21 protein-coding genes are annotated in these 22131 nt (G+C 44.4%); 6 read left to right on the top strand and 15 right to left on the bottom strand.

What is annotated here, in order from left to right; genetic code table 11:
- The first annotated feature begins 53 nt into the window (after positions 1–53).
- From OPS25_RS09025 to OPS25_RS09005, 5 genes are all read left to right on the top strand, one after another.
- Complete coding sequence (locus OPS25_RS09025; RefSeq protein ID WP_265617386.1) at positions 54–383, top strand: hypothetical protein; 330 nt, start codon at positions 54–56, stop codon at positions 381–383.
- Entirely contained in the window at positions 380–667 is a 288-nt protein-coding gene (locus tag OPS25_RS09020) for a YeaC family protein (protein ID WP_265617385.1), read from the top strand. The genes OPS25_RS09025 and OPS25_RS09020 overlap by 4 nt, the downstream gene beginning before the upstream one ends.
- Positions 654–3461, top strand: a complete 2808-nt coding sequence (locus tag OPS25_RS09015; protein ID WP_265617383.1) for a DUF349 domain-containing protein — start codon at positions 654–656, stop codon at positions 3459–3461. Before OPS25_RS09020 ends, OPS25_RS09015 begins: the two co-directional genes overlap by 14 nt.
- Positions 3458–3673, top strand: coding sequence for a hypothetical protein (locus tag OPS25_RS09010; RefSeq protein ID WP_265617381.1), 216 nt, complete (start codon positions 3458–3460; stop codon positions 3671–3673). The genes OPS25_RS09015 and OPS25_RS09010 overlap by 4 nt, the downstream gene beginning before the upstream one ends.
- 944 nt (positions 3674–4617) lie before the next feature.
- Positions 4618–4926 (top strand): helix-turn-helix domain-containing protein, encoded by a 309-nt coding sequence (locus OPS25_RS09005; RefSeq protein ID WP_265617380.1) that lies wholly within the window; start codon positions 4618–4620, stop codon positions 4924–4926.
- Positions 4927–4988: 62 nt separating this feature from the next.
- Here the strand turns inward: OPS25_RS09005 and OPS25_RS09000 are convergent, their stop codons facing one another.
- Positions 4989–5825, bottom strand: a complete 837-nt coding sequence (locus tag OPS25_RS09000; protein WP_265617378.1) for a DUF2797 domain-containing protein — start codon at positions 5823–5825, stop codon at positions 4989–4991.
- Positions 5825–6841 carry an asparaginase gene (gene ansA / locus OPS25_RS08995; RefSeq protein ID WP_265617376.1) on the bottom strand — a complete coding sequence of 339 codons (1017 nt, stop codon included), beginning with the start codon at positions 6839–6841 and terminating at the stop codon, positions 5825–5827. The genes OPS25_RS09000 and ansA overlap by 1 nt, the downstream gene beginning before the upstream one ends.
- A gap of 231 nt (positions 6842–7072) precedes the next feature.
- Here ansA and OPS25_RS08990 point away from each other — a divergent pair, with 231 nt between their 5' ends.
- Positions 7073–8890 carry a DUF885 domain-containing protein gene (locus OPS25_RS08990; RefSeq protein WP_265617375.1) on the top strand — a complete coding sequence of 606 codons (1818 nt, stop codon included), beginning with the start codon at positions 7073–7075 and terminating at the stop codon, positions 8888–8890.
- A gap of 322 nt (positions 8891–9212) precedes the next feature.
- Here OPS25_RS08990 and lipA read toward each other — a convergent pair whose 3' ends face one another.
- The 13 genes from lipA to leuS form a co-directional block, all read right to left on the bottom strand.
- A complete protein-coding gene (lipA, locus tag OPS25_RS08985) occupies positions 9213–10175 on the bottom strand; it encodes a lipoyl synthase (RefSeq protein ID WP_265617373.1) in 963 nt (320 codons plus the stop codon).
- Complete coding sequence (gene lipB, locus OPS25_RS08980) at positions 10168–10824, bottom strand: lipoyl(octanoyl) transferase LipB (protein WP_407080226.1); 657 nt, start codon at positions 10822–10824, stop codon at positions 10168–10170. Before lipB ends, lipA begins: the two co-directional genes overlap by 8 nt.
- Positions 10824–11090 (bottom strand): DUF493 family protein YbeD, encoded by a 267-nt coding sequence (gene ybeD / locus OPS25_RS08975; protein WP_265617581.1) that lies wholly within the window; start codon positions 11088–11090, stop codon positions 10824–10826. Before ybeD ends, lipB begins: the two co-directional genes overlap by 1 nt.
- A 100-nt stretch (positions 11091–11190) precedes the next feature.
- Positions 11191–12318: a serine hydrolase gene (locus tag OPS25_RS08970; protein WP_407080230.1), complete on the bottom strand. Its 1128-nt coding sequence runs from the start codon at positions 12316–12318 to the stop codon at positions 11191–11193.
- Positions 12319–12555: 237 nt separating this feature from the next.
- Positions 12556–13410, bottom strand: a complete 855-nt coding sequence (locus tag OPS25_RS08965) for a septal ring lytic transglycosylase RlpA family protein (protein WP_265617372.1) — start codon at positions 13408–13410, stop codon at positions 12556–12558.
- Positions 13410–14525: a rod shape-determining protein RodA gene (gene rodA, locus OPS25_RS08960; RefSeq protein WP_265617371.1), complete on the bottom strand. Its 1116-nt coding sequence runs from the start codon at positions 14523–14525 to the stop codon at positions 13410–13412. Before rodA ends, OPS25_RS08965 begins: the two co-directional genes overlap by 1 nt.
- A complete protein-coding gene (gene mrdA, locus OPS25_RS08955; RefSeq protein ID WP_265617579.1) occupies positions 14506–16428 on the bottom strand; it encodes a penicillin-binding protein 2 in 1923 nt (640 codons plus the stop codon). The genes rodA and mrdA overlap by 20 nt, the downstream gene beginning before the upstream one ends.
- A gap of 6 nt (positions 16429–16434) precedes the next feature.
- Positions 16435–16905: a 23S rRNA (pseudouridine(1915)-N(3))-methyltransferase RlmH gene (gene rlmH, locus OPS25_RS08950; RefSeq protein WP_265617370.1), complete on the bottom strand. Its 471-nt coding sequence runs from the start codon at positions 16903–16905 to the stop codon at positions 16435–16437.
- Between the two features lie 37 nt (positions 16906–16942).
- Positions 16943–17260 carry a ribosome silencing factor gene (rsfS, locus tag OPS25_RS08945; RefSeq protein ID WP_265617369.1) on the bottom strand — a complete coding sequence of 106 codons (318 nt, stop codon included), beginning with the start codon at positions 17258–17260 and terminating at the stop codon, positions 16943–16945.
- Positions 17261–17274: 14 nt separating this feature from the next.
- A complete protein-coding gene (gene nadD, locus OPS25_RS08940; RefSeq protein ID WP_265617367.1) occupies positions 17275–17967 on the bottom strand; it encodes a nicotinate (nicotinamide) nucleotide adenylyltransferase in 693 nt (230 codons plus the stop codon).
- The gene (holA, locus tag OPS25_RS08935; RefSeq protein ID WP_265617365.1) at positions 17968–18993 is read right to left on the bottom strand and encodes a DNA polymerase III subunit delta; all 1026 of its coding nucleotides are present in this window, start codon (positions 18991–18993) and stop codon (positions 17968–17970) included.
- A 12-nt stretch (positions 18994–19005) separates the two neighbouring features.
- On the bottom strand, positions 19006–19515 hold the full coding sequence (locus OPS25_RS08930) for an LPS-assembly lipoprotein LptE (protein WP_265617364.1): 510 nt from the start codon (positions 19513–19515) through the stop codon (positions 19006–19008).
- Complete coding sequence (leuS, locus tag OPS25_RS08925) at positions 19515–22112, bottom strand: leucine--tRNA ligase (protein WP_265617363.1); 2598 nt, start codon at positions 22110–22112, stop codon at positions 19515–19517. The genes OPS25_RS08930 and leuS overlap by 1 nt, the downstream gene beginning before the upstream one ends.
- Positions 22113–22131 lie beyond the last annotated feature (19 nt).

The raw sequence follows: 22131 nt of genomic DNA, 5'->3' as shown, positions 1-22131 counted from the left end.
AACTATACGTCCGTTACCACTACCTTTATAATTTAGTCAACATAGGAGAAGGTATGGCACTCATTGATTGTCCTTCATGCACCAAAAAAATTTCAGATAAGGCGGACACCTGCCAACATTGTGGCTTTAACTTAGGTCAAGCTACCGATGAAGATATCGTTAGAAAAAAGCAGCTTAATCGGTTTAAAAAGCTGAATAGTATCCAAACCCAATCCATGATCGCGATGTTATTGTTCGTCGCAGGGTTTGCCTTCATGTATTGGGGAGGCGCAAGGCAGGATGAGCTGCATTATAATATTGCCGTGCTCATGTCTGTGGTAGGCTTTGTCTGGTACATTGTAAATCGCATTCGTATTTTAATCATCAAACGATTTTCATCATGAATTTAGATGCTTTACTTTCGGCGATGACCCCTGAGGTTTTTGAGCGTATTCAGGAGGCTGTAGAGACGGGTAAATGGGGCGATGGCAGTCGTCTTTCCGAACCGCAGCTTGAGAGCTGTATGCAAGCAGTTATGCTGTATCAGGCGAAAATTGCCAGATCAGCAGAGCACATGACAGTAAATGAACATGGGGAAATAGTTCATAAATCTAAACAAGAATTTAGACGCGAGCTGTCTCCCTCGCAACCAGACTCTATCGCGCGGTTTAAACATGAAGATCTTTAAGCGTCTATTTTCTTCATCGCATAAAAGTGCTGATCCACAGAAACGTATTGTTGCTATTGACTCGCTAGACCCCTCAACGCCGCAGGACAAGCAAGCTTTACACGAACTTGCTTTCAATGATGAAGACCCACATGTCTCCTTAGCCGCATTGCGAAAACTCTCCTCATTTGCGTTGTGGCAGAAAATGGCTCAAATTGCGCGTGATCCTTTTGTTAAACGTGAGTCACAGCGTTTTGTTGAAGAAGCAATACTGGGTCAAAGTCATTTCAAACTCGCAGAGAAAGAATGCACAGCCTATTTAATGGAGAGCGCAAATAACGAGCTTCGAATTCAGTATCTTAACCAACATCCCCAAACGCAATCTGATGAAATCACTCTAAGCTTGTTGGAAAAAATAAATAGCTCATCGTTTACGTTGAAATTCATCAACCAGTACGCAACACCCAGTTTGCAGAAAATCTGGTTAACATCAGCGCACGATAAAAAAGTACTACAAAAGCTCAAAGCTAAAACGACCGATAAAGACTTTGCTGATGCGATAAAACGGCGACTGGAACAGTTAAAACATGACCAAGAGAAACCGGTCAAAGTGATACAGCAAACTACATTTGTATTATCTAAGCTACAAGCGCTGGCAGAGCGCACTGATTATGAAAATATTACGAATCAGCGTCGAGTGCTTGTAGAAGAATATCAGCAGCTCAGTCAGGACTTTAATGTTTTATCAAACGTTCAGAAAGATGAGATTGAAGAGAAATATAGTCGCATTAATGGGCGAGTAGAAAAAGTTTTAACTAACCTGGCACCCGAGTGGGAACGCCAGCAACAAGCGTTGGAACAAGCGCATCGGCTATCAAGTCTGCATCACTTAAATGACGATTTGGCCACGCTATTAGATGAATTATTAGTGGTTGAGGAATCTTCACTACAAAAAACCATTAAGGAAGCGGAAGATAAACGCGACCACCTCTATCAGGAAGTTCAGCAAGCGGAATCTTTTAGTGATGATTTTCCTCAGCAGAAGTTTATTGCGGTAGCCGATAAGGTGACCGATACAGTGGCTAACATCACAGCTTTGCGCGGCAATTACGCCCAAGCCAAAGAGATCATTCATCAGTCAACAGCGTTAATTGAAAATAAAGACATCGCTTTTAATGAAAAATTAGAGCGTCAGCAGCAATTAAGGCAAAGTTGGGCGAAATTAGCAGAGTCCTTTCCTGGTATGCCTGCTGACCTCAGTCATTTATGGCGTTCCATTTCTAAACGATGGAAAAAGAAAGTTGATGAAGCGGACTCACGGCAAGCTGAGTTGGGAAAAACCTGCCGTCAGCAGATAAATGCAATTGCCAGCTTAATCGATAAAGGTAAATTTAACGCCGCCATTGTTAAATTTACCAAGTTGGAAGCGAACCTGAAAAAATTATCTGAGAAACAGCGTACTTCTCTGGCTTATCGTTTTGAGACGGTTCGTGAGAGTGTCCAAAGGTTAGAAGAATGGAAAAATTACCTTGCAAAACCGCGTCGACCTGAACTCATCGAACAGGCAAAAGCGCTTATAGCAGAGCCTATTGGCTCCATAAAAGAGCGTGCCGAAAAAGTGAAGTATTTACGGAAACAATGGCAAAGTCTTGGCTCCCCTGAAAAAGATGATGAACAAGCTATGCAGTTTGATGAGCTGATCGAACGGGCCTTTGCGCCATGCAGACTGCATTATGAAGAACAAGAAAAGCTTCGCGAACAAACTAGACATAATCGTCAACAGCTTATTGAAGAAGCGCGCGATATTGATATTAATACTGATATAGAGTCGCTAGCCGCGCAGTATGAGAAGCTTGTGACCCGTTGGCGCCAAGAGGGGCGGCTCGACAGCGAAACTTGGCATAAGATGAAACGAAATTGGGAAGAGGTGCTTAGACCAATTTCCTCAAAAGTCAGTCATTGGTATCAAGACAATCGCCGTCGTAAACAACAGTTAATAGAGCAAATTAAAGCTCAGAGGGATAATGAAAACCTTGATGAGGCGGCTGAGTCTGCCAAACAGGCTCAATTACAATGGAAAGCGATTGGTTATGCCGGTAAAAAGGATGAAAATAAGTTATGGCGAGCCTTTCGTGCCGTTAACGATGAAGTTTTCACCCGGGTCAAAGCAAGAGAAAATCAAATAAAGGATGACTACGCGCAGAAAAAAGCGTCATTATTGGGGCAAATTCAATCTTTCAACCACACACTTATTGAAAAAGATACCTCAGATAGTCAACAAACGCTTGGTGAGCTTGAATCAGCCATTGAAGCCACTGGATTACATAATGACAAAGCTATCAAAAACGCCTGGGCAGGGTTAGTTAAAACAGCACGACACGTTGAAAAGCGAAAACAAAATATTGGCAAACAACAGCAATTGAACGCGTTATTAACCGCTATCCCAGTTTATCAGGGAATTAATTCTCCCAACTTTTCCATTCCGAAAGAAGTATGGGAAAAACTGGATAAAAAGCAGCAAAATTGGTTTACCGATCAAAGGCAAACTGTGGGCAAGAGCCGAGCGTACTTAACTACCACATTAGAGTGGATAACCGGGATAGATAGTCCGGAGGATGCGCAAGACGAGCGTAAGCAAATAAACCTCGAACAGTTAGCCGCGAAAATGGAGCAAAATCATGTCGCCGATTTTGAGACAGTATTGGGGCAATGGATTATGTGTGGCCCACTGGCCGACGAAGAAGATATTCTTTTTGAACGTCTAAGCCGCTGTGTACATAAAACAATTGCTGACTTGGAAACGGTAACGCCATGAATATTCAGCTTCAATATAAATTTCCTTCAGAACAACTCGCCTATCGGTTCTTGAATACGGTAGCCCATTTGGATGCTGAGGAATTGAAGGTTAAATTTGGTCAAACCGACCATCATGTGCGGGTAAATTATAAATATAAACAAGGGCAGTTCGATAATGTAGCCTCACAGCTCGATGATCTGGCTGCAAGAATGGAAGGCGAGGAGGTCTAACGCTGGATTACTTTCCGCGGGAGCAACAAATAGTCTGGTGCTAATCTTAATTATCTTGTTCCTGAACAAATGATTCCCTTATCACGGCTTCAATAGCAAAGCTTTCATGCTACTTTGCGTGCAATAGGTATCATTTATTCGTACATGGCCGGATAAAAGCATCGGCATAAGCTTTAATAAACCTCTAATATAGAAAAGTAGCACAAAATCGAGTGGTTTCGAAGCTGATAAAAATGTATGAAGAAGGTGAATGTGAGAACTAATGTGCGCTTAACACCTCGTCCGGTGAACTCACAGTTAGCCAGGTAAACACATATAGCCAGTCCTTATGGTGCAGGGCGCCTGGTAGCATTACAAACCACGCTAATACTATTTAAGATAGCTTTCGTTTTAATTTTTGGCGATCGCGTCTAAATTTCGTTAACTAAACTTTGTTCTATGTAAACCCGATCTTATCCATTCAAATAGTTGGCTAAGCCGTAAACATTTCCTCTTGTTGTCCAAAGTATAAAATCAGTTCGTTAACCGTGACGCAAACCATACATTTTTGGATAACGGGAAATACCAACACGCGAAAAGTTTATTTTCTTGAATGTGTAGACTATCGCTCCCACTCACGTCCTTTGATGCGATGTCGCCATTAATTACCACTGATAAGGCAGGTCAGAAGTTAGACTTTAGTCTAACTTTGGCGTGAAATTGATACAGAGTCACAGGCCTTACACAGTAAAAATTGCAAACGAGTTTATGGGTAAAGGCAGAGTAATAGGTCTCCTTACTTACCATGTTCTTATAACTATATGAAATGTAGAGGAATTGCCTCCGTGACAAAGTATTAATAATTTACTGGCATAGCTGTTGCTGAACTACGTAGGTTTGTAGAAGTAATCTTACTCGATGACGCAGTGACGTCAGATGGGTAATCAGCAGTGAAGGAATTTAGTGTGCAGTCTCTATCACATCCTCCCCATCCAGGGCAGTATTTTCAAGACAAGTATCTACTTAAAGGCAAAGCGACCTTAACAGAACTTGCTTCCGCAATGTCAATAAGTACCACAATGGCGCTGGAATTTAGTCATGGCCTGCTAGACGTAGATTATCCAAAGGCAGTCGCATTAGGGCGGTACACGAAAACCAGTCCCACACTATGGCTGGCATTGCAGCGCGACTATGATGAACATATCGCAGACTTTATCAAGCAGGTAGAATCATTTAAGCCCGCGGCAATGTTACCATTAACCAATGTCGCATAGTTCATGGGATAAGGTGAATACCTGTTAAAAGGTATTCATCCACTTTACAGCTCGAAGCGGATTCAGTTATCCACTTCCAGTTCTACCTGATATCCAGCAAATTTTCTAAAATTGATCACACGGTCGTCTGTCAATAACCAATATTGTCCCTTTATTCCCTTTAGCTCTCCTTCGAAAGTAGCTGTTTTATCGAGATTAATAGATTTAATCTTAGCTGGGTATTGCTGCACAGGGAAGGAAATCTCAATGGCATCAGTTTCAAGAGGCACATAGTCAAATGCGCTGTGGTCATGACTCAATAGTGATAATTCAGTGCTGATTTTTTCAAGTAACTCACGTCTTGCGTGGTGCATGTCAATTCTTTCTGGCTCGCCTTTCAACATGGTTCGCCAGTTGGTTTTGTCTGCGACGTGTTGCTTGCAAATCATTTCTACTTTCCCACTGGTTAGTCGGTCATTCACTTGCAACAGAGCAATCGCTTGAGTCGCGCCTTGATCTATCCAGCGGCTTGAGACGCCCGATGTTACATGGCGGGTAATACCCACTTTCAGGTTACCGGTATTGGCAAGATAAATAAAATGCGGCGCGAAACAGTTCTCCTGGCCCCATTCTGGCTCTCTGCAAGTACCTTCGTGGTAATGACAGAGTTCGGGCTTAATAATGCAGCTATCACAACGGGCAAGGGTAATGAGGCATCGGTAGCAATAACCCTGATTAAAGCTTTTATTGGTTTTAGCCTGACAGTGCACGCAATGTATCTCACCCGTATACTTGAGCGTAACTCCCTTGCCGATAAACTCATTAATATTGAGCTTATCGTTCCCTAACTGAAGCGTATATTGAGCCACGCCATTAGGCTTGGCCGCGACAGACATTTTTCTAAGTTGACCTGAATACATTACGGTTGCTCTTCTGATAATTCACCGCGCAAGTTGGCAACTAATTGCGCTTTCAACGTTGCAAAGTTCAGCGATTTGCTTAACAGGTAGTGCAGTTTTGCCAATGCAGCCTCAGGCGTCATATCAGAACCGGACAATACGCCTACTTCCTGTAACGCGTTTCCTGTCGCATAGCCACTCATATTGACTTTTCCACGTAGACATTGGGTACAATTTAGCACCACAATTTTTCTTTCCTGGGCATACCTTAATTGCTTGAGCAAGGCAGGTTGCTGCGGGGCATTACCGACACCGTAACTTAACAATATCAGTGCATTTACAGGTTGTTGTAAGGTGTTTTTAATAACTTCAGCCGAAATACCCGGATATAAACTCACCATGCCAATGGGCTGGGAGGATACAGGGCTAACCACTAGCTTTTCATTGGTACTGTGCGCAACCCTGCCTGCTTTAACTCTGATATGGATACCTGCTTCAAGCAAAGGAGGGAAATTAGGAGAATCAAATGCATTAAAACCGTCTGCATCAACTTTTCGGCTTCGGTTACCCCTCAGTAGCCTGTTGTTAAAGAATAAACTCACTTCTGGGATTGGGTAATTGGCTGCTATATACAATGCGTTAAGTAAGTTAACCTGCCCATCCGAACGTAATTCCGCGAGGGGTATTTGCGAGCCGGTAACAATCACAGGCTTATCCAGGTTTTCCAGCATGAAACTAAGTGCAGAGGCCGTATAAGCCATAGTGTCAGTGCCGTGCAAAATTATAAAGCCGTCGTACTGCACATAATGTTCTGCTATATCATCGGCGATGCGTTGCCAGTCGGAAGGCGACATATCAGAGGAATCGATTAAATGTTCGTATTCGTGAACCGTGAACTTGGGCATTTCAGCACGGTGAAACTCAGGCATTTTAGCAAGGGTTTCGGATAAATATCCGGCCGCAGGAACATATCCTTGTTTGGAAGGGCGCATGCCAATCGTACCGCCTGTATAGGCTACATAGATGTGCTTTCTCATTAACTCATTCCCAGGCTTTTTACATATTTTACCAGCTTATCCCGCGATGTCATTAAGCAGTAGGGCTATATGATTGATAAATATTCGTTTTCCGACATGTTTTTTCACAATTATTCGATGGGGGTTTGCATTTTTTCATGCTTTAATGAATGAATACCCTTCGACTTTATTTTCGGTATGGAGAACATTGCGTTCACCTGTTCGCTAACTGGATTACTTTAAGGATCATTCATGAAGAAAAACCTCCTTGCTTTAACGGTAGTATCTGCGCTGCTCCCGCTCACAGCCTGTCAAACCGCTTCCAATCAGAGTCCGATGGAGCCAGTATCTGCTGTAGAAAGCACAAGTGAAGCTAAAAAATTGGATGAAATTACTCAACAGTATTTCGATGAAGCGCTTGCACTTAACCCTCTTATGGCGACGTTTGTAGGGGTTCATAAATACGATGATGAATTTAACCCTCCGCTTTCTGAGCAATTTCTGGCAGATGTTAAAGCCTTTGAGAAAAACTATCTTGAAAAAATAAACCAGTTAGATCCCAGTAAGCTGACGGGTCAGAATTGGTTAAGTTATGAGATTTTCAAATACGACAGACAACATGCATTAGCCCGCATGGAGTTCCATCAGGAATATATGCCGCTTTCGCAGATGGGAGGAGCGCATACGTATTTCGCTATGTTGGGTTCAGGACAATCTGCCCAACCTTTCAATACCGCGCAGGACTATCGCGAGTTTATGCAGCGCGCTAAGGGATTCGCCGACTTCATGGATAGTACGATTGTATACATGAAAAAGGGAGTGGATAAGGGGGTGGTATTACCCAAGCCTATCGCTGAAAAAGTGTTGCCGCAACTTTCATCGCATGTAGTCGACGATGTTAGTCAAAGCGTTTTCTTCGCACCGCTAACAAAACTGGATACACTTGAAAACATTTCAGAAGAGGAGAAGACAACGCTCAAGGAAGAGTACGTAAAGACTATTAATGAAGTCATTATTCCTGCTTATGATCGCGTTTATCAATATATGAAAAATGATTATATGGATGATACGCGTTCTTCGGTGGGGTTGTCCGCTTTACCTGATGGTCAGCGGTGGTATGAATATCAAATTCAAACCCACACCACATTACCCCTAACCGCTGAGGAAATTCACGAATTCGGTCAAAACGAAGTGAAGCGGATTCTGAAGGAAATGAGGGCTGTCAAAGAAGAAGTTGGATTTGAAGGTGATCTGCAAGCATTCTTCAAACATTTACGCTCCTCGGATGAGTTCTATTTCGACTCTGAGGAGGCCGTCATAGATGCTTATACCAATATTAAACAGAAAATTGATGCGCGTTTACCTGAATTATTTAGCTTGTTTCCCAAAGCCGGATACGAGGTGAGGGCAGTTGAGTCTTATCGCGCAGCATCTGCAGCAGGGGCGAGTTATCAGCCGCCAGCCCCGGATGGCTCTCGACCGGGCATATTTTATATCAATACGCATAACTTAAAAGCCCAACCTAAATTTCTTCTGGAGACATTGAGTATTCATGAAGCTGCGCCAGGCCATCATTTTCAAATAGCGATACAGCAAGAGGTAGAGGGGTTACCGCAATTTAGGAAGTTCAATAATTACACTGTGTTTTCAGAAGGCTGGGCACTTTATGCTGAGAGCCTAGGTAAGGAAATGGGGATGTTTGAAGACCCGCTGCAATGGTATGGAAGGTTAGTGGATGAACAACTACGCGCTATGCGTTTAGTAGTGGATACCGGCCTACATGCTAAGGGGTGGACACGTCAGCAAGCGATAGACTTCATGGTCAATAATTCTTCTATGTCAGAATCTGATGTTGTTGCGGAGGTTGAGCGATATATATCGATGCCAGGGCAGGCTTTGGCCTATAAAGTAGGTGAACGTCACATCAGGCAATTAAGAGAAGAGGCTGAAAACAAACTTGGTGAAAAATTTGATATACGCGACTTCCACAAGCAAGTACTTATCGATGGAGGTATACCTATGCCGCTTCTAACGGAAAAAATTAATCGGTGGATAGAATCGCAAGGGTAAAAGGTCAGAAGCAGGCACATACTGCCTGCTTCTAACAAATTGCGCGACTTACTTAATGTCTACATCTTTTTCATGAGCGGCTTTCGTTTAAAGAAGGCCTTGTTTACTTGTTTTTCGACTACTCGTCCGTTAGGGGTATTTCTTGCCCTTAGTTCAGACAAGGGACAGCTAAAACCTGCTGTATGTAGCGCATAGCACGGAGCCACAAGACCCTCTCGTCAATATCGACCTCCGGCTTGGGTAACCAAGTAGAAATGAGCCCATCTTTTACGGGGGCACGTGAGCTCAAACCAGGCCTTATAATTGGTACTTACCTGTGCTGCTATTTAACCTCTTGGCCAGCGGCCTGCCGATCGGCATGGTAGCTAGAGCGCACCATCGGCCCACAAGCGGCATGAGAAAAGCCAATTTCTTTAGCAAAATCACCAAGCGCATCAAATTCTGCCGGTGGCACATAACGCTTTACCGGGAAGTGATGGCGGCTGGGTTGCAAGTATTGACCCAATGTCAGCATATCAACATTGTGGGTTCTTAAGTCTTCCAAGACTTTTTTGATTTCTTCATTTTCTTCTCCCATACCCATCATCAAGCCGGATTTAGTGGGGATGTCTGGATGTTGTTCTTTAAACTTTTTCAATAAATCCAGCGACCATTGATAATTTGCTCCAGGGCGGCACTCTCGATACAAACGAGGAATGGTTTCTAAATTATGATTGAATACATCTGGTACACCGTTTTTGAAGATCTCCAGCGCACGATCCATTCTTCCTCTAAAGTCCGGCACCAGTACTTCGATGGTTGTGCTAGGGCTGTGCTCTCGAATAGCATTAATACAATCTACAAAATGCTGAGCCCCGCCATCACGTAGATCATCGCGATCTACAGAGGTTATCACCACATATTTAAGGTTCATCTCAGCTATGGTTTTAGCGAGTTTTTCAGGCTCTTCTGCGCTCGGTGGTAAGGGCTTTCCATGCGCAACGTCACAAAACGGACAGCGGCGCGTACATATATCTCCCAAAATCATGAATGTCGCCGTACCATGATTAAAACACTCTGCCAGATTAGGACAGCTGGCTTCTTCGCAAACAGAATGAAGATTATTCTTGCGCAATGTCGCCTTAATATGGTCAATTTTGTCGGTGGTACGCGGAAGTTTTATTTTTATCCATTCGGGTTTACGAAGCATTTGCTCCTTTTCCGTAGGGATAATAGTAACTGGGATGTGTTTTACTTTTTCATCGTCGCGGAGTTTCACTCCTGCTTTTGGACGGGCGCTACTCATCGAAACCTTCTTTATCTATTGATTCAGTGATATTCAATTCACCTAAAAGCTTATTAATTAAAATGGGAGCCGTTTGTGTCAACGAAGACGGACCATTTAACGTATGTAAATCTACCATTTCGAGGCCTGCATAACCACAGGGATTAATGCGTGTAAATGGGCTCAAATCCATATGAACATTTAAGGCAAGTCCATGAAAAGAACACCCTCGACGAATGCGAAGGCCAACGGAACAGACCTTCTTATCCTCTACATAGACACCTGGGGCATCTTTTTTAGCTTGTGCCTGAATGTGATACTCGGCAAGTAAATTGATGACGGCATTCTCCATCGCATTCACCAAATGACGGACCCCCAATCTACCACGCTTGATATCTATCATAAGATATACGACTAATTGACCCGGCCCGTGGTAGGTCACCTGACCACCACGATCAACTTTAACTACCGGAATATCGCCAGGCATTAGGATATGTTCTTCTTTCCCCGCTTGGCCTTGAGTAAAAACAGGCTCATGCTCAACCAACCAGATCTCGTCAGCCGTATTGGCATCCCGTTGATCAGTCAATGCCTGCATTGCTTGCCATACTTTTAAGTACGGTTGGCGATGTAAATGCCTGATAACAACAGGCAACGATTTTGCCGTCACTACAATACAACCCTGACAAGTTCAATTTTAGCTAATTCGGTATAAATTTCTTCCATATGCTCTTTGCTGGTAACCCGAACGCTAATGGAGACTGAGTGATAATTTCCTTTACTGCTAGGCTTTACGCTTGGCGAATAATCACCGGGCGCTAAGCGCTGTAAACAGCTGACCACTTCGCCAGGAAGGGCATCATCAGCGACACCCATCACTTTAAACGTCTGATAGGTGGGGAAGTCTAATAATTCATCGAAACGGGTATCCATCAGATATCCTTCAAAACTTTATTGTGTTAAACAAAAAACGGCGGCCGGATTATAGCAAATCCTGCCGCCGTTTCACATCAACCAACCATGTTATTAAGAAGGCTTATTCACCCCAGCCAAGTTGTAACATAATATAGTCGATAATACGGTCGAAGAAACTGCCCTCTTTGACTTCCTGTAGAGTCACCAAGGGGTACTGCGCTACGTCTTCACCATCTAGCTGTAAGTAGAGCGTTCCTACAACCTGTCCCTTGGCGAGAGGGGCTTCAAGTTTCTTATTCAATTCAAAGTTGGCTTCGAGGTTATCAGCTTGCCCACGGGGTATGGTGATAGGCGTTGCCTGATTAATTCCTAAATCTACCGTCTCTCTGTCACCCATATAGATACGATGCGACACAAAACTTTCACCGGCTTTGTATGGGGTGACGGTTTCGTAAAAGCGGAAGCCGTAGCGTAACAGCTTCTTATTTTCTACCTTACGGGAGCGCTCACTGTCAGTACCCATTACTACCGAAACCAGACGCATATCTCCTTGCTGTGCAGAAGTAACCAGACTGTATCCAGCATCTGATGTATGTCCAGTTTTAATGCCGTCGACATTTAAGCTTTGATCCCATAACAGACTATTTCGGTTGTATTGTTTGATACCATTGAAGGTGTATTCTTTTTGTTTGAAAAGCGCGTATACATCAGGGGTCTCTTCAATCAATGCTTTTGACAGGACTGCCATATCCCTTGGTGTGGTGAAGTGGTCTGGGTCATGCAGTCCGTGGCTATTAACAAAATTAGAGCCTGTCATACCAAGATTTGCGGCGTGCGCATTCATCATGCTGGCAAATGCACTTTCAGACCCAGCCACATGCTCTGCTAAAGCAACACATGCATCATTACCTGACTGGATAATCATGCCGTGTAACAGTTCGTCAACTGTGACCTGTGTGCCCACTTCAATAAACATCTTTGATGATTCGGGAAACTTTTTTGCCCAGGCGTTTTCTGAGATAGTCACTTTGTCAGATAAAGCGATGTTACCTTCGTTTAGCTCCTTTCCCACAACATATGCAGTCATCATTTTGGTCAAACTGGCGGGCGCGAGTTGCATGTCCGCATTTTGCTCTGCAATGGCGTGACCTGTCTCAAAATCAGTTAACACAAAGCCTTTAGCATCGACACTGGGAGCAGGCGGTATGACCACTGCGGCCGAAGCGGTAAAAGTAAACCAGCTCGCCATCAACATCGTGCTGATTAGTGGAAATAAGTTAGCGCGTAATTTCTTTTTTAGCATAATAATATTTTTCAATCGTGTAATCGTAACGATAATAATGGTTGGATTCTATCGTAAGGTCGGTTGTACGACTAGGTTTTACCGAAAAAGTTTAGCTTTTAATAGATAAAGAGGCAATTTTCCACCATAAAGCCATGGAATCGACACATTTGAACCAGGGTTCTGACCGCTAGCAACTGTCCTTTACAAAGCCATCTCTACCGTATATGCCCCTGGGTAGCCGTTCCTCTTCAATTCAGCTAGCAACATTTTAGCCTGAAAGCGGTCTGTCAGGGGGCCCAGACGTAGCTTATACACATTATCCACTAACGGCATTTCAGCAGGAACCTGATAAAGCGAAGAAAGTACGGTCGATACAGAACGCGCACGCTCAATATCGGTCAGAGCCGCTACCTGAATGTACAGCCCTGAGGTGAAAGTTAACTCGGTTTTTTCTTCTGGTGGGTCAACAGGCGTAGCAATCCCTGCGTATTCTGCGTAGGTGACAGTGGGTTGATTGCCGACGGTTACATTATTCTGCTCGTCAAAATGAATCACTTCAAGACGAACTTTGGCAGTACCCTTGCTCTGATAACCTAGTTTGTGCGATGCAGCATAGGATAGATCAATAATGCGTTCCGAATGAAAGGGGCCCCTGTCATTTACCCTTACGATCACTTGCTTGTTATTTTCTAGATTGGTGACGCGCACATACGAGGGCAGTGGCAATGTCTTATGTGCAGCAGTCATGGCAAACATGTTGTAGGTTTCGCCGTTTGAAGTAAGGTGACCATGAAATTTTTGCCCGTACCACGACGCGTACCCTTCCTGTTCAAAGCCTTTACCCGTCTGCAAGGGGAAATATCTTTTTCCCAACACTTCATAAGGGCGGCTATTATAGGTTCGATAGGGTTCATATTTTGGAACCGCATCTACGATCGATATTTCCTTATGCTGAAATCGTGGAGCAGAGTCATGTCGCTGTTTATACCGCCCCTGGGGAGCCGTTTGACAACCTGCAACGGTAAGGATTAACAAAATAACAACTACGTAGCGCATTATCGTGAAAGTAATCTTTTTTGTGTACTTATTGCCATCAGAATGCCAAATCCTGCCATTAATGTCACCATTGATGTCCCACCATGACTGACTAAGGGCAATGGAACACCCACTACCGGTAAAAGTCCTGATACCATTCCCATATTAACGAATACATAAACAAAGAAGGTGAGGGTGATACTACCTGCAAGCAGCTTACTATAAGCATCTTGCGCGCGGTTTGCGATAATCAGGCCTCGGGTAATAATAAATAAATAGATAGCTAACAGGCCCAGTACGCCAATCAGTCCAAATTCTTCACTGAAAACTGAGAAAATAAAATCGGTGTGGCGCTCCGGTAAAAACTCCAATTGTGATTGGGTACCTTCAAGCCATCCTTTTCCGTGCAATCCGCCTGAACCAATGGCAATTTTTGACTGAATAATATGATAACCGGCCCCTAATGGATCGCTCTCGGGGTTCATGAAGGTAATGACTCTTTGTTTTTGGTATTCCTTCATCAGGAAAAACCACATTATGGGCAGAAAGGCCCCACCTAACAAAGTTAGAAAGCCAATTAATCGCCAGCTCATCCCGGCTAAGAAAATTGCAAAGATGCCGGAACTTGCAATGAGCAATGAGGTGCCTAAATCGGGCTGTTTGGCAATCAATACTGTGGGTACAACAACAATCACAAAAGCAATAAAAACCTGATTGGTTTTAGGCGGCAGGTTGAAATTACTGATGTACCACGCCACCATCATGGGTACAGCGAGCTTCATCATCTCAGAAGGCTGGAAGCGAATAACCTTAAGATCAAGCCATCGCTGAGCTCCTTTGCCCATATCGCCAAAAAGCAATACAGCAATCAGCATACAGATGCCGATTGCAAAAGCGTAAATAGAAAGTCTTCTATATGCCAGGGGGGGCACCTGGGCCATTACCATCATGACAACGAGCGCCACACTCATTCGCATAAACTGACGTTGTAACTGGTCTGGATCTTGTCCGGTTGCAGAAAATAAAGTTGCCAGGCCGACTGCCATCAAAACGAGCAAGCCCAAAACGAGTGGTCCATCCACGTGAATGCGTTGTAAAAAGGTGACCTGATTGGGCTTAATCTGCGTGCGTTTCATGTTTTCTGATTACTTCTTTGTCAGATTGCGATAACTGCGGGGCAAACGAATGGTTACGAAAGTAAAAATCCATCATGTTACGTGCTATGGGGGCAGCATTACTGCTGCCGCCACCCGCATTCTCAAGCACTACGGTGATCGACATTTCTGGTGCTTCGTAAGGCGCATAACCAACATACATGGCATTGTCTCTTAACCTTTCCGCCACATCTTCCTCTTTGTAACTTTCATTTTGTCCTACAGAAAATAGCTGGGCAGTGCCCGTTTTGCCTGCGGAAATGTAAGGTGTGTCTTTGAATGCTGCCTTTGCTGTACCATCTTCACGATTCACAACACCGTACATGGCATCTAGCACGATATTCCAATTTTTGGGCTCGTTGACGACTATGGGGCGCAGTGATTTCAACGGCTCCAGTTCAATGGTGCCCAATTCACTCATAAATCCACGCATTATTTGGGGTACGTATCGTTCCCCTCGATTAATTAATGTGTTTACCGTGTGGGTCAGTTGAATAGGGGTAGTTGTCCAGAAACTTTGCCCTATGCCTACTGGAATGGTATCCCCTATATACCAGGGTTGATTGAAGCGGGCTCGTTTCCAGCCCCGACTAGGCATATTAGCGTCAGATTCTTCATACAGATCTATTCCGGTATAATCGCCAAAGCCAAATTCTGTCATCGCTTCACTGATCCGATCGATACCCAGCTGATATGCGAGATCATAGTAAAAAGTATCACAAGATACTTCGATGGCTTTGGTCACGTTTACCTTGCCGTGCCCCCAGCGCTTCCAGTCGCGCCAGACATGATCCACGTTGGGCAAGCGATACCTGCCATGATCAACTATTGTGGTATTGGCGGTAATAATTTCCTGCTCCAATCCTAACAACGCCAAGTGGGGTTTAACCGTTGACGCGGGGGGATATTGTCCTTGGGTTGCCCGATTAATTAGCGGCCGATCTTGGGAATTGAGTAAAGCGGAATAATTGGTGCGGCTGATCCCGTGGACAAATAAGTTTGGGTCGTAGCTTGGGCTACTATACAATGCCAAAACGCCCCCCGTTTGTGGTGAAGTTACCACAATCGAGCCCCGTTGACCTTCAAGCTGGCGTTGCGCAGCTAATTGCAACTCAATGTCGATATTCAACACAATGTCTTTGCCAGGCTGTGGAGGCTCCACATCCAACACACGTATAATCCGTCCCTGATTATTCACTTCAACCTGTTGAAATCCCACCGTACCGTGCAGTAAATCCTCGTGAAATTTTTCGATTCCTAATTTGCCTATATCGTATGTGGCGGCGTAATTAGCTTCCTGACCTGCTTCAACAATTTTTTGTAAATCGGTTTTGTTAATTTTGGCAACATAACCTAATACGTGAGTCAGAGTACTGCCGAAAGGATAATGACGCGACAACCTTGCTTCAATGCTAACGCCCGGAAACCGATGCTTTTGTGCTGAAAACCGTGCCACTTCTTCTTCATTTAGAAGGGTTTTCAGCGCTACAGGTTTAAATCGACGTTGACCGCGGAGAGTGGCAAAGAAATTTTCTATTTCTTCATCGCTGATTGGCAGCAGTTTTGTCAGTTCTCCCAGCGTGATGGGGAGGTTGTCTATCTGTTCTGGAATAAGTTCCAAGCTGAAAACCGGGCGGTTTTCTGCCAATAGCACACCATTACGATCATAAATTAAGCCCCGGTTAGGTGCAATCGGCAGAACTTTAATGCGATTGCCGTTTGAGCGCGTCTGAAAATCTTCGTATTGTTCTACTTGAAGGACATACAGGTTACTGACGATAATGCCCAACATCACAAATACAATAAGAATAGCCACGGTAGCCCGGCGGGCAAATAGATTCGCTTCGGCGCTGTGATCACGGATAGTCTGGCGTTTTCTCATTATCTCAACCTACTCTCTGTGGTATGGGTGATTCTGAGTAACGGTCCAGGCCCTGTATAAGCTTTCAGCCACAATAATTCTGACTAACGGGTGGGGTAGAGTCAGGGGAGAAAGTGACCATTTTTGCTCGGACGCAGCAATGCATTCGGGCGAAAGGCCTTCAGGCCCACCAATAAGCATACTGACATCACGGCCATCCATTTTCCAGTTCTCAAGTTGCGATGCCAGGTTCGCTGTGGACCAAGGTTTACCTTTCACTTCTAGAGTAACGACGCGGTGATTCTTCTCTACATGAGATAGCATAGCCTCGCCCTCCGCTTTTAAAATACGGGAGATATCAGCATTTTTACCCCGTTTGCCCGCGGCAACGGGGGTAAAAAACACATCTATGTCTGGGCCAAACCGGCGTAAAAATTCATTTACTCCTTGATTAACCCAATCGGGCATCTTCGTACCAACAGCGACGATTTGAATGCGCACGTTTGTGTATTACCTAGTTAGTTTAAATACAGGTTCGTTACGCCCACAGTTTTTCTAATTGATAAAAATCGCGGGTTTCATCCTGCATAACATGCACGATGACATCGCCCAGGTCAACCAGTACCCATTCACCACTTTCTTTACCTTCAACATTAAGTGGTGGGTGGCCCGCTTGTTTGGTTTCTACCAATACTTTGTCAGCTATTGAGATAACATGACGTTTGGAATTTCCAGAACAAATGATCATGGTGTCGGTGATAGTGGATTTACCGTGAACATCTAGCTCTAACACGTCACGGCCTTTCATATCTTCGATCTTGTCTTTCACGAATTGCTTGAGTTGTTGACTCTCCAATTTTGCTCCTCTATCTATATAGTGACTGAATGATACAGTCGGTTAATTTTAATATAGTTGAATACTGGTTTAGGTAACCACTTTATTATTTCTTTCTCGCTGGACCTAGCCGCCACTGGATTCGCAGTAAAATAATCCATTAAGCTTTGTCTTAACTGAGTGGAAGAAATCTCGAAAAACGGCGTCTCGAGAAAAATTATATTGCCCGCCACTGACTCATTAGCTATGTTTTCTCTGCTAACGCACTTTCCCTCCATCCACCTTAATTGTTCTGGTGGTAAAGGCGAATTATTTCCTTTTCTACGCATTACTACAATATGACAATAATTTGTCAACGCGCGCCAATTATACCAGGAGGTAAGCTGATTAAACGAATCTTCGCCCATCAGAAAGTAAAGCGCGGTATTTGGATGAAGGCTACGCAGAACTTGCAGTGTGTTAGCACTGTAGGAGGGAGGCGGTAACGTGAGTTCGCACAACTCAGGGTAGATTCTGGAGTCAAGCTGACAGGCTAACTTCGTCATTTCAATTCTGTGCTTTTCATCTATTTCTGAAAGCATTTTGTGCGGGGGCACTTTGCAAGGCATTAATCCCAGTTTGTCTACACCCAATGAATCAATAGCTGTCAAGGCCGGTTGGATATGACCAAAATGCGGTGGATTGAACGTCCCCCCCAGAATGGCAATGGAAGAAGAACTGCCGGTCACTTACTCTGCCACCTGATATTGTTGTACAGGCATAGCTAAAAAAAGCATACAGAGGTGACATAGCTTTATGTAAGGCTTATTCACACTCGTTTGCTTGAATAGCAAATCTGCTTGCTGTAACTGCTCGCGAATGCTTTCGAGATGCCCTTTATGTAAACGGTTCAGAGCTGATTGATAGAATGGCTGCCGATTTTTCCAAATGCCAAATTTTTGCCACACAATGGGTTGATGAGTATTGCGCAATTGATCGAGTGCCGACAATGTTTGCCACTCTCGGATGAGTGCCCAAATAATAATATTCGGTTCAATGCCTTCACTTTCAAGGCGTAGTAACATTTTCACACAGCGCTGCTTATCGCCTTGCAATATCACGTCAACGAGTTGAAAGACATTAAACCGGGACTGATCAACCAGCGCTTTATCCAATAAGTCCAAGGTTACTGGCGTGTTTGCATAGAGCAGGGAAAGTTTATCAATTTCTTGTCTGGCAGCAAGCAAGTTTCCTTCGCAAAAGTCAGCGAGACGTTTGATACTCGCATTGTCCAGGTTCAAGTTGACCAACGTGCAACGATGATTAATCCATTGACTTAATGTTTTTCCCTCAAGCGGGTAGCACAAGCTATGCACGCCAATTGCGTCCAGTGCTTTAAACCACTTGGTCTTTTGCACATCCTTGCCGACACGAGGACCGTGAATTACCACAATTACGTCGTCGTTAGTGTGCTCTGCAAGCATAGTAAACGTTTTGCTACCCTCTGACCCCGGTTTTCCGGTGGGTAATTCAAGTTCAATCAGCTGTTTGCTGGCGAAAAGCGACAGCGTCTGAGTAGCCTCTATTAATTGAGACCATTCAAAATCAGCGTCAGCAACGAATGTTGTTCGCTCTTCAAATCCGGCAAGTTTGGATTGCGCGCGTACTGCATCGATCATTTCAATTTTTTGTTGAGGTTCATCACCAAATAGCAAATAAAAAGGCTTAAGACCTTTGGCTAGCTCATCATTAAAACGATTGGGGTACACTTGCATCTGGTATGTCGACTACTTTGTGACCGAAGCTTGACTGGATAAGCGGCGAATGATTCTATCTGCCGCTTCACGGCGCATTTCGCTAAGTACTAGCTCAAGCTCTCTGGATTTAGCCAATACTTGGTCGGGATCATCCTGATAATCACGCACTATTTCAAAATAGGCATCAATCATATCATTGTTCCCGAACCGCACAGAGTAGGGCACCCCTAAAATAAGCTCGTACTCGGCGACCTGTCCGGTGGAAAACACAGACAGTAAACGCCGCTCAAGCTTTTCTGGGGCTAAGTGTAGGGTTATTGTGTAAGGATGCTTATCATATTGTGTCCCCTCGATAACCCCTATGTTGTGAATCTCCATGCGTTTAAGCAATGCCCGCTTAAGCGGAGCTTGACTTTGAACCGCCTGAACGTGCAGGTACTCATAGCCTGCTGGAAGACTATGATCGCCCCTTAATTTAAAACCGCAGCCGATTAAAAATAAACAGAGACAAACAGCAACGACTATTCGTGAAAAATTCATTAGTTCGCCACGATGTTAACCAATTTGCCCGGGACGACAATGACTTTTCTTATTGTTTTCCCATCAGTAAACTGTGTCACATTAGGTTGCTTCATTGCTTGCTCTTTAACTGCATCTTCACTTGCCTGGGCAGGGACGGTTATTTTAGCGCGTAGTTTTCCATTAACCTGAACGATAATCAATTTCTCATCTTCAACTAATGCTGAAGGATCCGCTTTAGGCCATTCTGCTTCTTCTATCGGCGATTGATACCCTAAGTCCTGCCATAACTGGTGACAAATATGCGGCGTAATAGGGTTTAACAACAATACTACTGATTCGACCGCCTCACGCATAACCATGCGATCTGCTGTGCTTTCGTTAGGGGCTTTTTGTAAGTGATTAAGTAGCTCCATAATTGCCGCAATTGCAGTATTGAAGGTTTGTCGACGGCCTAAATCATCCGTGACCTTTTCAATTGTTTTGTGGACCTCACGTCGTAATGATTTCTGTGCATTATCTAATGACGAAAAATCTAACGAAGTAACAGCTGCGTCTGCCAAGTGGTCATGAACCAGCTTCCATACGCGACGCAGGAACCTGTTAGCTCCCTCTACCCCAGAGTCTACCCATTCAAGCGTTTGTTCCGGCGGAGCTGCAAACATAGTAAATAACCGCACGGTGTCCGCCCCATATTGGTCGATAACCTGCTGCGGATCGATGCCATTATTCTTCGATTTCGACATCTTCGTCATGCCGCCATGGATGACTGGCTCGTTGGTTGCGCTTAACCACGCTTTGACAATACGCCCTTTGTCATCTTTTTCTGTCGACACATCAGCGGGTGCGTGCCAGGTTTTCTTTCCGCTCTCATCTTCACTATAAAAAGAGTCTGCTAACACCATGCCCTGACATAGTAATTTTTTAAACGGCTCATTTGATGTCACTAACCCCTCATCACGGAGCAATTTATGAAAGAAGCGGGCATAAAGTAAATGCAGGATGGCGTGCTCTATGCCACCGATGTATTGGTCGACGGGTAACCAGTAGTTGGCTTCCTGAGGGTTAAGCATCCCCTCACTTTCCATCGCACTGGTGTAGCGCGCATAATACCAAGAGGATTCCATAAACGTATCAAAGGTATCCGTCTCACGGTAGGCCACGTCCCCGTTATAAGTCGTTTTAGCCCACTCTGTATCGGCTTTGATGGGGGAGGTGACCCCGTCCATGATGACATCTTCCGGTAGTACGACAGGTAATTCATCCGCTGGTACCGGCACCGATTCACCGTTTTCCAAATTCAACATCGGAATTGGTGCGCCCCAGTAACGCTGCCTGCTCACACCCCAATCACGAAGGCGGTAATTCACCTTACGCTTACCGTGACCCATCTGTTCTAGTTCACTGGCTATCTGATCAAACGCGTCCTCAAATGCCAGGCCGGTAAACTTGTCAGAATTTATAAGCTCACCTTTTTCAGTAAAGGCAGATTGGCTTAAGTCAATATTTTTACTATCGACAGAGGTGATAACTTGTTTCAATGGTAAAGAATACTGGTGAGCAAATTCCCAATCGCGCTGATCATGCGCAGGCACTGACATCACCGCACCAGACCCGTATTCCATCAACACAAAATTAGCCACCCACACGGGAATGGATTCCTGCGTTAATGGATGAACAACTGAAAAACCGGTCGCATAGCCCTGTTTGTCCATTGTGGCAAGTTCAGCTTCCGCCACTTTTGTGTTTTTGCACGAGTCGATAAATGCAGCAAGTTCAGGGTTAGACTTTGCAGCATGCTCTGCTAAAGGATGCTGCGCAGCAACCGCCAGATAAGAAACACCGAATACCGTATCTGGTCGGGTAGTATAAACTGTAATCGAATCTATTGGGGTATCCTGTTCAACCATGTCAAAGGTAATGTCTACCCCTTCGGAGCGGCCAATCCAGTTAGCCTGCATCGCTTTAACTTGGTCGGGCCACTCTGGGAGCTCTTCCAAATCAGCCAGCAGTTCTTCTGCATAGTCAGTGATTTTAATAAACCACTGAGGAATTTCTTTTTGCTCTACCAGTGCTCCTGAGCGCCAGCCGCGACCATCAATGACCTGTTCATTTGCCAATACGGTTTGATCGACAGGATCCCAGTTTACCGTTGAGTTCTTTTTGTAAACTAAGCCTTTTTCATACAAACGGGTAAAAAACCACTGCTCCCACCGGTAGTAGTCCGATTTACACGTAGCAACTTCTCTACTCCAGTCGTAACCAAAACCCAAAGATTTAAGTTGCCCTTTCATGTAGTCGATGTTGGCGTAAGTCCATTTTGCGGGGGCTGAATTATTATTAATAGCCGCATTTTCTGCAGGTAAACCAAAAGCATCCCAGCCCATAGGCTGAAGAACATTTTTCCCCTGCATACGCTGGTAGCGGCTGATAACGTCGCCAATGGTATAGTTTCGTACATGCCCCATATGCAATCGTCCACTAGGGTACGGGAACATACTCAAACAATAGAATTTCTCTTTTTCAGGTTGGGTTGTTGCTTTAAATGTTTGATTGGCTTCCCAGTTTTGTTGGACTGACTGCTCAATATGTTTTGGGTTGTACTGTTTTTCGGCCATGAAAAAAAGGCTTCCGCTT

The sequence above is a fragment of the Alteromonas aquimaris genome, from assembly GCF_026183695.1.
Classification (GTDB): domain Bacteria; phylum Pseudomonadota; class Gammaproteobacteria; order Enterobacterales; family Alteromonadaceae; genus Alteromonas; species Alteromonas aquimaris.
Note: the sequence above shows the minus strand (reverse complement) of the source record. Positions and strands in the feature narration are given on the sequence as shown.